The sequence below is a fragment of the Lonepinella koalarum genome (assembly GCF_004565475.1).
In the GTDB taxonomy this organism is placed as follows: domain Bacteria; phylum Pseudomonadota; class Gammaproteobacteria; order Enterobacterales; family Pasteurellaceae; genus Lonepinella; species Lonepinella koalarum.
In genome coordinates this window covers 234995-248714 of record NZ_SRHX01000002.1, presented here as the reverse complement: position 1 = coordinate 248714, position 13720 = coordinate 234995, and the positions used below count along the sequence as shown (strand labels likewise).

Below are 13720 nucleotides of genomic sequence, written 5' to 3'. Positions count from 1 at the left end.
AAAATAGGATCTAGTTGCCTAGATCCTATCAAGATTATGGTGTTAATGCTAGATTTTCAACTCTGGAAACAACATTTTAATCACATTTAAGGTCAAGCGTCTAGACTTTCCTTGATAAGGGAAAATGTGCATCATCATCATCGGATTAAAATTCGCTTCAATCACACCCCATGATTGCAAATTCAGCTCGGCAGGTTTGGTTAAATCGGGAATAATTAAATCCACACCGCATACAGATGCGCCCATTGCTTTAGCTATGCCAACCGCTAACGCCTTGTAACTAGGGTGCATTTCATCGGTCACATCAATGCTATCCCCCCCCGTACTGATATTAGAATTAGCACGCAATTGTACAATCTGACCTTGAGCTGGTGTACTGAAAATATCCATGCCTTGCTCTTTTAATTGCAACTGTTCAATTTCGCCCAACGCAATACGTTTTAGCGGTGTACGGCTACCATCACCACGCAAGGGATGATTATTTTTATGTGCCACTAATTCCGCAACAGTACGCTCGCCATCACCGACTACATTGGCTGGCACGCGCAATAATACCGCCAATGTTTCATCACCTAACACAAAGAAACGATATTCCGTACCAACCAAATAATCTTCCACCATGACTTCTTTATCTTCCCGAAACGCAATTTCCAACGCCTTAGCGAAATCATCAGGATTCTGTACCCCCTGTTGGAAAATAGTGATACCTAAGCCGTAGTTAGTGGATTTTGGTTTAATGACGACAGCACGATTCTCAAATAAAGCATAACTTGCTATAGCTTGCTCAAGACTGGTAAATTCAAGGCTTTGTGGCACATTAAAGCCTGCTTTTGCCAACACTTTTTTAGTGACCACTTTGTTTTCCATAATCAATGGCGAAATATAACTATCATGGCTGGTCATATTACCATTTTTCACATATTCAATATGCTCACCATGTTGTAAACAAAGGAACTGATCGTTTTCATCTAAAATTTCAGTTTTAATCCCTTTTTGAATGACATCAAATAATAAAGCCTGCGTAGATAATTCCATATTATCAAAAGCAGACAACGCATAAAAACGTTCAAAGGCTTGAGCCTTATATTGTTTGGCTAATTTTGCCCCAAGCTGTTGATAGCCACCAAATTTGATAATTTCATCGACCAATCTAGCACAAAGTGTTTTGTTCGGTTGAGCAAATTGAGTTAATTTTTCTTGCACAATTTCTATTACTGTTTGCTCTACCCCCAGTTCTTTGAGCATATCCAACAAAGCAATCAACAATAATTCCCCTTCTTCCGCATAGGCGGTGGAGGTAAACGGATCCTCTAATGCTACTTCATATAAACGGGCTTTACCCAATTCCGCGTCATCTTGTGTCGCAGTTTCATCCAGCCACGCCATTAACAAAATAAAATAGTGAATAAATTTTGCGTCGTTTAAGCTAATGCCATAGGGATCAAAAGGATTTAAATCAAACAAACGGAATTCTAAATACTGAATTCCTGTTTGCAAGAAGTCACGGGCTTTTTTTGCCCCTTTTAAACGTACGTTGGAATAAAATTCCTTCTCCGCAATCAGTTTACCTGTACTAACACAATGTTCAAGACTTTCCACATAAGTATTTATGTTGTCAAAAGAAACGTTTACATCAGGAGCATTAACATAGCCATATTCGCTTGAGCGCAAACTCCGCACAATCGGACTTAAATCTTCTGGTACACCATGTTTAAAATAATCATCATCCACCATAGGGCTAGCAGACAACAAATACAACAATACCCATTGATAACGCAAAAAGTTTTTGGCAATTTTCAAATATAAATTATTTTGAAATTCCACCTCACTTTGTATCTCATTTTGAGCGTTAAACAAGGTTTTTACTAATTCAGCATCTAATTGAAAATTATAGTGGATTCCACTCACCATCTGTTTATTTTTGCCATAAGACTTAACTAAATGTTCACGATAAGCCACATCTTCAGGATTATCTAATTGCGCCACTTTAATTTGAGCAGCTGATGGCAACCCTGCTGGCATACTCATAGGGAATATATATTCATTGTCGGGAATTGTGCGTAATACCACTTCGTGAATGGCGGACAACCAACGCAAACTGTCTTCTATTTTTTTATTCGGTGGGGTAATCAGTTCTAATTGACTTTCGGCAAAATCTGTCTGAATATAAGGGTGATAAGAACGGTTACCAAAGGTTTTTGGGTGTTCGGTTATCACTACCGAACCATCGGCGTACACTCGTTGGCTTTCTTTTTCAAACCCAAACAAACCTTGTTGAAACAGTAATTCTAAGCGATGTTGTTTAATAATTTGTTGTAATTTCATCGTATCTCCTTATTTATTCAGGAATTAATTAATTTAAATATTCTGTTAAAATGCCAGTGTGTTACCCGCCATAATAAAAAATAGTTGCTAACCTCATGATGACTAGCAACTATTTTAAATTAATTTAAATTAGTCAATCAAATATAATATAGTTATTTATTATAACGTTTAAATACTAAACTGGCATTGGTACCACCAAAACCAAAGCTGTTTGACATCACAGTTTGTAAACCTGCATTTTCTTTAGTTTCAGTCACAATATTTAACCCTCCCGCCTGTTCGTCTAGCGTTTCAATATTAATACTTGGTGCAATAAAATCATTATGCAACATTAATAACGTATAAATCGCTTCATGCGCACCTGCTGCCCCTAATGAATGACCAGTCATTGATTTAGTGGAAGAAATGGCTGGTTTTTGTTCACCAAACACATTACGTATCGCACCCAACTCTTTCACATCGCCCACCGGAGTTGATGTACCATGTACATTGATATAATCTACTGGTGTATCCACCGTTGCTAATGCTTGTTTCATACAACGCTCCGCCCCTTCACCGCTTGGAGCCACCATATCATAACCATCAGAAGTCGCCCCATAACCTACGATTTCAGCATAGATTTTGGCACCACGCGCTAATGCATGTTCTAATTCTTCCACGACGACAACTCCGCCACCACCAGCAATCACAAAGCCATCACGATTCGCATCATAGGCACGAGAGGCTTTAGTTGGCGTAGCATTATATTTGGTTGAAACTGCACCCATCGCATCAAATTCGGTTGCACATTCCCAAGAAAGTTCTTCTGCGCCACCAGCGAAAACCACATCTTGTTTACCCAACTGAATAAGTTCTAAGGCATGTCCAATACAATGTGCAGAAGTGGCACAAGCAGAACTAATGGAATAGTTCACGCCACGAATTTTATACGGCGTAGCCAAACAAGCGGATACACTAGATGCCATGGTTTTAGTGACTGCATAAGGACCTACCGCTTTTACACCACGCGGACCACGCACTGCATCACAAGCAATTAATTGGCTGTGAGCAGAACCGGTACCCGCACCAATCACTAAACCAGTACGATCATTGGAAACTTGATCTTCGGCTAAACCAGAATCTTCAATCGCTTCTTTCATTGAAAGATAAGCATAAGCCGCAGCATCTCCCATAAAGCGATAAACTTTACGATCAATTAACTCTGCCGGATTTAATTTAACCGTACCAGCCACCTGACTACGCATTCCTATTTCGGCAAACTCAGGCACAAATTCAATACCTGACTTACCCGCTTTTAATGACGCTAATACTTCTTCTTTATTGTTTCCAATACTAGAAACAATACCGAACCCAGTGATAACCGCTCTTCTCATTGCTTATTTTCCCTTATGAATGAAATTTTTAAAGTTTTTGGCTAACTTACTACGAAATGAAATTTTTTCAAGTAAAAATTGATTTGTTCGACCAGTGAGATATTATAGCAAAATAACCATTTGCTAAAAAGGAATAAAATCATGCTACAAGTTGAATCGGCAGAAATTCACTTTAATCAAGATAATACCCCTGTTTCTGAACAATTTGATGACATTTATTTTTGCAATCAAGATGGTTTAGCCGAAAGCCGTTATGTATTTCAACAAGGCAATCAACTTTGGCAACGCTGGCTAGAATCAGAACAACACCATTTTGTCATTGCCGAAACAGGCTTTGGCACCGGTTTAAATTTTCTTATTACCACCGATTTATTCCGCCAATTTCGTCAACAACATCCACAAGCCCCATTAAAACGCCTATTTTTTATTTCCTTTGAAAAATACCCAATTCCCCTTGAACAACTAAAACAAGCCCAACAAATTTATCCAGAATTTATCAATATTGCTCAACAATTACAAGCTCAATGGCAACAACCTATTGTTGCTGGCTGTTACCGTTTTCATTTTGAAGAAACAACGTTAGATCTCTGGTTTGGCGACATTAATGAGCAATTGCCGCAACTCGGCGACTATATGCAAAGTCGCATTGATGCATGGTTTTTAGACGGTTTTGCACCCAGTAAAAATCCCGAAATGTGGAACGAGCAACTTTATACGCAAATGTATCGTTACAGCAAACCTAACGGTACTCTTGCCACTTTCACCGCAGCAAGTGCGGTGCGAAAAGGCTTAGAAAAGGCTGGTTTTGCCGTGCAAAAACGCAAAGGTTTTGGCAAAAAACGAGAATGTTTGACTGGTCAAAAACTCACGAAAAATACACCGCAGTTTGCCTTTCCTTGGTATCATTTCAACCCCGCTCAATTTGAACGACAAGCGGAAATAGTGATTATCGGCGGTGGCATTGCGTCACTTTTTACTGCACTTGCCCTGTTACAACGTGGCGCAAAAGTCACCTTATATTGTGAAGATGAACAACCTGCCTTAAACGCATCAGGCAACAAACAAGGCGCATTTTATCCCCAGTTAAGCGATGACGATCTTCGTAACATTCGTTTCTACATTCATGCTTTTGCCTACGGTCAACAACAACTGCGTCATCTTTCTCAACAGATTGATTTTGAACATCAATTTTGTGGTGTAGCATTGTGTGGTTACGATCAAAAAAGTGCGGTGAAATTAGCCAAAATTTCGCAACAGCAATGGCATGAAAGCCTATATCAATCGCTCAACCAACAACAATTATCCGATATTGTCGGCTTGCCTTTACCCTTTGGTGGCGGTTTTATTCCACAAGGGGCATGGCTCAATCCACGCCAATTTGTACAAAACGGCTTTGCCTACTTGAAAAAATTAGGTTTAACCCTAAAAACATCGCAAAAAATTACCGCACTTCAGAGACAAAAAGATAGCTGGATGTTAACCAACCAACAAAATGAACAATTTCAACATCAAATCGTCGTGCTGGCGAACGGACACAAAATCAGCGACTTTACTCAAACCCAACCGCTTCCCACCTATCCCGTGCGTGGACAAGTGGGTCAAATTCCCACTAGTAAGAATTTACTCAAATTAAACACCGTGCTTTGCTATGATGGTTATTTAACGCCAGTGGATCAGGCGAAAACGAACCACTGTATCGGTGCTAGCCACGTTAGGGACAATGCTACTCGCCATTTTAGCCTTGAAGAACAGCAACAAAACCAACAAAAAATTCAACAAAATATCACTGCACTTTGGACAAAAGACGTGGACACATCGGATAATCTCGCCCGAGTAGGCGTTCGCTGTGCTATGCGAGATCGCATGCCTTTAATCGGCAATGTACCCAATTTTGAACAGCAATGTATTGATTACAAAAATATCTATAACTTGCGTCGTAGAAAACAACCCATTGTACCCGCAGCTAACCACCTGAATTTATATTTCATCGGTGCTTTAGGTTCTCGAGGTTTAACCTCCGCACCTTTGCTTGGAGAACTACTCGGTTCATTAATTTACGGCGAACCTTTGCCATTAAGTGAAGATATTTTACATAATTTAGTGGGAAATCGAAGTTGGATGCGACGATTATTAAAAGGGGGCGTAGTGTAGGGTTCTTATATCAATTTTAAATTCAAGACTGAAAAACCGCGCTGAACAAATTGATCTGCACCCCAAAAGTTGGACTATAACCAACTAAGTAAGGTGCAGATTTTTATGACTAAATACAACCAAGCATTTAAACAACAAGTCGTTGATTTTTACTTCACAAATCACGAAAGCCTATCTATAACACGAAAACATTTTAACCTACCCCCTGAAACGGTTAGACAATGGATTGTGCAATTCAAACATTCAGGCAGTAGTGGATTAGCTGTTCGACATCACAAACAAACGTATTCTCCAGAGTTCAAATTTAACGTTGTTCAAAGCGTACTCTTAGGTCAATTTTCAGGTCGTGGTGCGGCGTTACATTTTGGTTTAAGTAGTTCCAAAATGATTAGCCAATGGTTGAAACTCTTTGAAAAACAAGGTATAAATGGCTTATTATCTAAATCAAAGGGTCGCCAAACGATGAAACCAAAATATCCTAAAATGCCTCCAAAACCCAAGAATCGGCTAGAAGAACTTGAGCTTGAAAACCTGAGATTGAGAGCGGAGAACGACTTTCTAAAAAAGTTGGACGAGATTATCAAACGAGAAGACAGGAAACGGCAGAAGCCATCCAAGCCTTAAGATTACGCTATCCATTGACGTTGTTGCTTGAAACTGCAGGGATTCCCCGTAGTGTATTTTTCTATCATATCAAGCCTAAAACGGATAAAGATGAAGTGCTTAGAGCGGAAATTCGGAAGATAAAAGCAAAACACCCTGAATATGGTTATCGCCGTGTAAAAGAAGTGTTGAAAGGTGTAAATCACAAGAAAATTCAACGTCTTATGCGAGAAATGGGCTTGCAAGTGAAAAGCAAAAAATGCCGAAAATATAATGCCTATCGTGGTGAAGTTGGAAGAATTGCCGAAAATCGGTTTAAACGTGATTTTACCGCCAGCAAACCGAATGAGAAATGGTTAACAGATATTAGGGAGTTCAAGGCAGAAGATGGCAATAAACTCTACTTTTCGCCGATGTTAGATACATTTAACAATGAACTCATCGCACATCATGCAAGCCAAAGTCCAAACTGGGCATTAGTGGAAACGATGTTGCAAAAAGCATTGAAAAAGCGTTCAAAAGGCGAGAAAACGATCTCCTCCATTCGGATCAAGGTTGGCATTATCAAATGCGAGCTTATCGGCGAATATTGCAAGAAAATGGGATAGTGCAAAGCATGTCCCGAAAAGGGAACTGCTTAGATAATGCGGCAATGGAAAGTTTTTCGGTCGAATGAAAACGGAACGTTTTTACGGAAGATCTTTTAAGACCGTTGATGAAATTAAAATCATGATTGATGAGTATGTTCACTATTACAATGAAGAACGTATTCAGTTAAAATTAAAAGGACTGAGTCCGATACAATATCGTCGTCAGTCCTTGATGTAAGTGTCTAACTTTTTGGGGTGCAGATCAAATCTACAAAAATTTTCACCGCGGTTTAGATTATATTTCATTTATATGATTAACTTAACAATGCCTTAATCCGTGAAGTGACCCCTGTCAAATTATAACATTCCACATAATCTCGCATTGGGCGTTTTAAGAAATCAATCACATAACGTTTACCGTCAATATGATGTTCAGCTAAATTTTGATAAAGTTGCTCAATTTCGCCTTTCACTCGGTCATTGTTGTAATTGTAATGCCCTGCAATATCTAAAATTTCTTCGGCAATGTCAGGATTATCCGCAATCTCTGCAAGGGTTAATTTGGTTTGGTCGCCAATCATCCATTTCCGCCAACGTTCACAGCGTACCGCTTCTTCCAGCAACACTTGGCGAGTATTGGACGGCTGTTTGATTAGTCCTTGTTGCACCAATTTTTGTTCCACTTCTGCTAAATTCAAATAAGCTCGAGTTTCTACGCTGCCATATTGTGGTGCCACATTAGTAGCAGTGATTTGCGATGGAATGTGTTCTAACAACGATTTATCATCCAGATAATCGCCATTATGTTCTTTTAATCCCACATTGTATTTTTTCGCCATTTTTGCCAAATTATAGGCATTGTCAAAATTGAAACTACCCACTTGTTCGGTTTTTCGCACTAGTGTGCCAGTTTGTCCCACAATAAAGGTTGGCATTGGCAATTGGCGAGCAGTGAGTTCTTTTTGTAGCCGTAAAATAAATTCTTCATAGGTTTCTGTGGACGTTAAACCGCCGTTGGTTTCTTCTGTTCCCACTTCGTAACCAATTTCGCCAATGCCACGTTGTTTGCGAGCTTTTTCGCAGAAATCAATGAGTTCCACGGTTCTTTCCAATACGGTATCCAGCGGAATGACTTTGCCTACTTCAAACGGGTCTTTGGTGGGGTCAATCATCAGCAAATCAAAACCTGCTTCAATATCGCCAATGTAAGATTGTTGTCCTAACGCTATGGCTTGGTCAACAGGCAAATGATCGTTACGTTCTTTATCTCGTTGCCAAGGGCCACCATGATCTCGGCAAAGATAATATAAATTGTCGTATTGAATCTCATCTGCCACGTCTTTTACAGCTTTGGCAAAGCTAAATTGATTCCAGCCGTTGACATAGCCACCGCCAAGTTCGTCCAAATCCACTTGATTACGACTGGCGATAAACATTACGGGATAATCATATTCTTTGGATAACTCTAATGCGGCTTGCACACAGTTTTTGGACATCGGTCCGATACCGAGCAAGGTAGCACTGTCGCCTGTTTGTTGTAGTTTTAACAAGGATTCGACGACGGTTTTAATCGGTAATTTTTTCATTTTTATTTCTCCATATTTTCTTCAAGATTAGGTTTAGTAAAGTGTAGAATGGCAACGGAAACGAGTGTACCGATAAGCATGGCAAGGAAGTACCACAGTTTGCCATTGACGGCTGGCAACACAATTAAACCACCGTGCGGAACAAGGGTTTCAACGTTATTAATCATGCCCAATGCACCACCGACCGCACTGCCAATAATGATCGCAGGCAAGACTCGTTTCATGTCTTTTACCGCAAAAGGAATTGCCCCTTCAGTGATCCCAATTAAGCCCATAAAGAACGCTGAAATACCGAGATCTCTATCTTCTGAACTGTATTTTTTGCGATCAATGAACGTGGAAATCGCCATAGCAAGTGGCGGAATTGCGACCGCAATGCGATGAGCGCCATTGGGTGCAAAAACACCTTCTGCCATCAAAGCCAAGGTAAATGCCGTAGCCGTTTTATTAATTGGTCCGCCCATATCTACAGCAGTCATTGCCCCGATAATTAAACCAAGGAGAATGGCACTGCTACCTTGTAAATTACCCAGTTGCACCACCAACCATTGCATGGCATAACCAATGGGGACAGCGATCACGTAAATATAAAGCATGCCAAGGGTTAATGTGGTTACAATAGGAATAATCAGAATGGGCATAATGGTTTTTATGGTGTTGGACACTTTCCAGGTTTTACACCATTTCACAAAATAACCCACGGCAACGCCCATAATCATCGCCCCTAGGAAACCCGTTTTAATACCATCATCACCGACAGGTGTGTTGGCGAGATAACCCAAAATCATGGCAGGAGCAAGAGCAGGTTTGCCACTGATGGAATTAGCGATAAAACCCGATAGCAATGGAATCATAATGGTGAAACCTGCAATCCCTAAATCACCAAGATTTTTCATAAAGGAATTGGTGACATTCATCCCTGTATCGGTGGCTTCCCCTGTGGATAAAGAGAGTGCAAGAAAAATCCCACCGACGACTACCGAAGGCAACATAAATGACACGCCAGTGTTAAAGGATTTTTGTAATTCTTTCATTACATCATTAAATTTTGACATAGTCCGCTCCTGTTATAGGTTTTCCGCTTTGTTAATCAAGCCAGCAGGATCTTTAATGGCTGCACCTGGCTCAATATTGATCACTTTGCCTAACTCACGTTTTTGTTCAAAACGTTCATCGCCTTCAATGGCAATGGCGACCGCTAAAATCACCACATCGGCTTGATCAATTTCATCTTGCTCTAGTTCATTTTCAATTCCCATACTGCCTTGGGTTTCAACCTTGATTGTATAGCCTCTTTTACTTGCTTCTTTTTCTATGGCAGCCTGTGCCATATAGGTATGCGCAATGCCTGTCGGACAAGCGGTAACAGCCACAATGTTCATGTTTAAATCTCCTTATTGGGTAGTTTAATTTGGCTTAAATAGTGTTCAATTTTATGAATGTCATTTTCATTGATTAGGCGTTGACGATAATCATCATCGAGTAAGGCTTTACTCAATTCCTGAATAAATCTCAAATGCAGCACCACATCTTGTGTTGGTACACCAATTAAGAAAATCAATCTCACTAGCTCGTCATCATCGCCATCTTCCCCCCAACGAAATTGATTTTTTAACCGCACAAAAGCAATAAAAGGATGTAACACTGCATCAGATTTACCATGTGGCATGGCGATTTCATATCCCACAGCGGTTGCAGATTCTTGCTCTCGTTTTTGCACATCAAGTAAAAACTGCTGTTTATCTGAAATGTAGTGATTATCTAAGGCTAGATTAATTACTCGCTCAAACAGCTCATCTTTGTTGTCAATTTCTAAATCTAACTGAATCAGTTGCTTAGAAATTATTGGTTTACTCATTAATACCCCCTACATTTGTTTGTTCTGGTGTACACCATTCTATCTATGAAAAATACGCTGCATACCACAAAATATTGCAACAACTTGTTGCAATATTTTGTAATACCTAAAATGGAGAGAAATGCGTAGAATAAAGTTGAGATGATCTATAAATGGAGAGAATACGATGAAATCTTTAACCTTTTATCTTATTAGGCACAGAAAAACCCAATGGAATGAACAAGGTTTATTACAAGGAAGTCAAGATAGCCCATTAACAAAAACTGGTTGCGAACAAGCAAAATTAACGGGGCAAACATTAAGCAAGATTCCTTTTGTCGCAGCTTACTCAAGTGGATTAAAACGAGCAATAGATACTGCAAAATATATTTTGAATGGAAGAAATATCCCTCTTTTTCAACATATAGGACTTAATGAACAAGATTTTGGCAAATGGGAAGGAAAACCCGTAAATGGACTTAAGGAATTGGAAGAATATCAATTATTGTCAAACTTCCCATTAAAGTATAAAGCATTAATTAGCCAAGGTGAAACCTATGATAAATTTGCTCAACGAGTAAAACAATCCATTGATCATATTATTCAAATACATCAAACAGGAAATATTCTAATAGTTTCTCATGGAAATACATTAAGATTATTATTAGCATTATTTTCAGGGGCAACATGGCAAAACCACAGAGAACCCAAATATCTCAAAATGCCGACCAATTCCTCCATCAGTACCGTGCATATTTTACAGGAAAAAGAGAGTACAACCAAATTTATCCTAGGTAATATAAATAATACCGACCATCTTAAATAGAAGTAAGAGGAATAATATGTTATTAACTAAGCGTCAGTCTTTTTTAGTTCAATTATTGGAGAAGAGTCATAGCTACATCACAGTAAAAGAACTTGCACAAAAATGTGGTTGTTCAGAGCGAACTATTCATTATGAATTAAATAATCTTGCTGACTACTTAGCTGAAAATAGTAAAGTAATAGAAAAAAGATCTGGTGTGGGTGTCATGCTAACAGAGCATGTTGCTAAAAACAATTTAACAAAAACATCAAACAAAACCAGTTTACATAAAAGACGAGTAGAAATAGCCTATCAGTTATTATTCCAAGAAAAAATATTGAGTTATAACTTATTATCTGAGAAATATTTTGTAAGCAAAACATCCATCAAAAGAGATCTTGATTATATTAATAATAATATTGTATCATTAAACAGTAATTATCAAGGTACTTTTATTGAACAACAACCAGAGGCATTATTTTTAGCTTTTTTTCGCTTTAATGAATTTATATTATCTCACGAAAATAAAGATCATGTGGTTTTATTAAAGCAATATTATTCATCAGAAATAGTAGATTTTTGTTTGCAAGAACTCGCTTTTTTCTTAGATAAAAATCAAAATGCTTTTGCTTATAATGATAGCAAAAATATATTAAATCACTTAGTTATCTTCTTTTTCAATCTAAATAAAGGGATACATTACACTACTACACAAATTTTATCCAAAAACATAAGAACTAAAACATTATTTAGTTTTATGAAAATGATTCTTTCAGTGGCTAAAAATCTTTCAATAGAATTAGAAAATTCAGATGTTGATTTCTTAGTACAATATATTGTATTTAATAAATCCAGTTTAATTCAGGAAAATGAAAACTATTATCATGCTATCATTAAAAATCTCATTAATAAAATGAGCCTTATTATTAATGTGGATTTTTCTAAAAATCAATTTTTAATTGAGCGATTATCTAGCCATATTCCAAGCATGCTAGAAAGATTAAAAAACAAAATAATGGTGAAGAATGAATTTAGTCATGAATTAAAACTAAATTATCCAGAAATGTTTAACGCTGTGATTATGGCAACTGAAGATGTATTTCCTAATATTGATTTAAATGAAAATGAAGTTGCCTTTATTACCATTTATTTTCAAGCTGCTTTAGAAAATATACTCACCGACAAACGAAAAATATTACTAGTCTGTTCACTTGGCAATGCAGCATTAGCCTTTTTACAACACCGATTTAATCACGCCATAAAAAACACTGATGAATTAACCGCAGTTTCTTATGAAAACATTAACAATTTGGCACTAGAAGATTATCAGTATGTTTTTTCCACATTAGAACTGAATACTAATTATCCATATCATAAGATTTCTTTATTAGTGAGTGAACAAGAAATTATTTCTATAATAAATAGTCATGATAAAGTTAAATCAATAAAGTTTGATAATTACTTTAAACTAATCACTGATTTTAATAATAAAGAACAAATTTTAACCTATGCAACAAATTTCCTTGCTCAAAGAAATAGAGTTTCAACGGATTTTTTAGAATCCATTTTAAATAGAGAAAAAATCGGTAGTACAGATTTTCCAACGGGTGTTGCCACCCCACATGGTGCAGTAGATAGAGTTTATCAAACCAGTATTGTATTTATTAAAAATAATCGGAAAATAAAATGGCAAGATTATTATGTGGACTTGATTATTTTGATCTGTATTAGCCAACAAGATCTTAAGAGAAGCAGGGTAATAATTTCGGATATTTACAATATTATTAATAACCAGGATATTCTTAATGAAATCAGAAAGGACATGGAAAATATGAATAACAACAATTATTAAGTATTTATCTTGATAGAGACTGTTCAAAATAAAACACCCTGACCAAAGATCAGGGTGTTGAATATTGTTTTAGAAAAACAAATTATAGGCTTTCAGTGAAAGTACGAGTGATAACATCACGTTGTTGTTCTGGAGTTAATGAGTTAAAACGTACTGCATAACCTGAAACACGGATAGTTAATTGTGGGTATTTTTCAGGGTTTTTAACTGCGTCTTCCAAGGTTTCACGACGTAAAACGTTTACATTTAAGTGTTGACCACCTTCCACTTTTACTGTTGGAGCAACGTCAACTGGTAACTCACGATATTCGATTTTACCTAATTCGTTTACTGCCACGATTTGGTCTTCAGCGAAACCACCTTTTGCACATAAACAACGGGCTTCACCTTTGTCACTGTCTAATAACCAGAATGAATTTAATAAATTGTCATTCGCTGCTTGAGTAATTTGAATACCTTTAATCATAAAGTGCCTCCATTTGGCTGTTTATTTAAATAATTGAATTTTTAAATGATGTACAAATTTTATCAAAAAATTTGATGAATTCAACTATTTTTGACATTTATCAAGCTAATCTTATATTAAAATCAAGATAAC

10 protein-coding genes and 1 pseudogene are annotated in these 13720 nt (G+C 37.4%); 4 read left to right on the top strand and 7 right to left on the bottom strand.

Annotated elements, in window-relative coordinates; all coding sequences use genetic code 11:
• Nucleotides 1-48: 48 nt before the first annotated feature.
• Both gshAB and fabB read right to left on the bottom strand, forming a co-directional pair.
• A complete protein-coding gene (gshAB, locus tag E0709_RS03875) occupies nt 49-2325 on the bottom strand; it encodes a bifunctional glutamate--cysteine ligase GshA/glutathione synthetase GshB (protein ID WP_132301380.1) in 2277 nt (758 codons plus the stop codon).
• A 152-nt stretch (nt 2326-2477) separates the two neighbouring features.
• Nucleotides 2478-3698: a beta-ketoacyl-ACP synthase I gene (fabB, locus tag E0709_RS03870; protein WP_132301382.1), complete on the bottom strand. Its 1221-nt coding sequence runs from the start codon at nt 3696-3698 to the stop codon at nt 2478-2480.
• Nucleotides 3699-3839: 141 nt separating this feature from the next.
• Here fabB and mnmC point away from each other — a divergent pair, with 141 nt between their 5' ends.
• The gene (gene mnmC / locus E0709_RS03865) at nt 3840-5849 is read left to right on the top strand and encodes a bifunctional tRNA (5-methylaminomethyl-2-thiouridine)(34)-methyltransferase MnmC2/FAD-dependent 5-carboxymethylaminomethyl-2-thiouridine(34) oxidoreductase MnmC1 (protein ID WP_132301384.1); all 2010 of its coding nucleotides are present in this window, start codon (nt 3840-3842) and stop codon (nt 5847-5849) included.
• Between the two features lie 105 nt (nt 5850-5954).
• Nucleotides 5955-7280 (top strand): annotated as a pseudogene (locus tag E0709_RS03860) (IS3 family transposase).
• 76 nt (nt 7281-7356) lie between these two features.
• Here the strand turns inward: E0709_RS03860 and E0709_RS03855 are convergent.
• From E0709_RS03855 to E0709_RS03840, 4 genes are read right to left on the bottom strand one after another with little or no spacing between them, the layout of a single operon-like run.
• On the bottom strand, nt 7357-8628 hold the full coding sequence (locus tag E0709_RS03855; RefSeq protein ID WP_132301386.1) for a class II D-tagatose-bisphosphate aldolase non-catalytic subunit: 1272 nt from the start codon (nt 8626-8628) through the stop codon (nt 7357-7359).
• A gap of 2 nt (nt 8629-8630) precedes the next feature.
• Entirely contained in the window at nt 8631-9683 is a 1053-nt protein-coding gene (locus E0709_RS03850) for a PTS fructose transporter subunit IIC (protein ID WP_132301388.1), read from the bottom strand.
• Between the two features lie 12 nt (nt 9684-9695).
• Complete coding sequence (locus E0709_RS03845) at nt 9696-10010, bottom strand: PTS fructose transporter subunit IIB (protein WP_132301390.1); 315 nt, start codon at nt 10008-10010, stop codon at nt 9696-9698.
• Between the two features lie 2 nt (nt 10011-10012).
• Complete coding sequence (locus E0709_RS03840; protein ID WP_132301392.1) at nt 10013-10486, bottom strand: PTS sugar transporter subunit IIA; 474 nt, start codon at nt 10484-10486, stop codon at nt 10013-10015.
• Between the two features lie 166 nt (nt 10487-10652).
• On the opposite strand from E0709_RS03840, the gene E0709_RS03835 reads away from it, so the two are divergent.
• Nucleotides 10653-11291 (top strand): histidine phosphatase family protein, encoded by a 639-nt coding sequence (locus E0709_RS03835; RefSeq protein ID WP_132301394.1) that lies wholly within the window; start codon nt 10653-10655, stop codon nt 11289-11291.
• Between the two features lie 16 nt (nt 11292-11307).
• Nucleotides 11308-13122 (top strand): BglG family transcription antiterminator, encoded by a 1815-nt coding sequence (locus E0709_RS03830; protein WP_132301396.1) that lies wholly within the window; start codon nt 11308-11310, stop codon nt 13120-13122.
• Between the two features lie 82 nt (nt 13123-13204).
• On the opposite strand, the gene grcA is transcribed toward E0709_RS03830, so the two are convergent.
• A complete protein-coding gene (grcA, locus tag E0709_RS03825) occupies nt 13205-13588 on the bottom strand; it encodes an autonomous glycyl radical cofactor GrcA (protein ID WP_132301398.1) in 384 nt (127 codons plus the stop codon).
• Nucleotides 13589-13720: the final 132 nt, after the last annotated feature.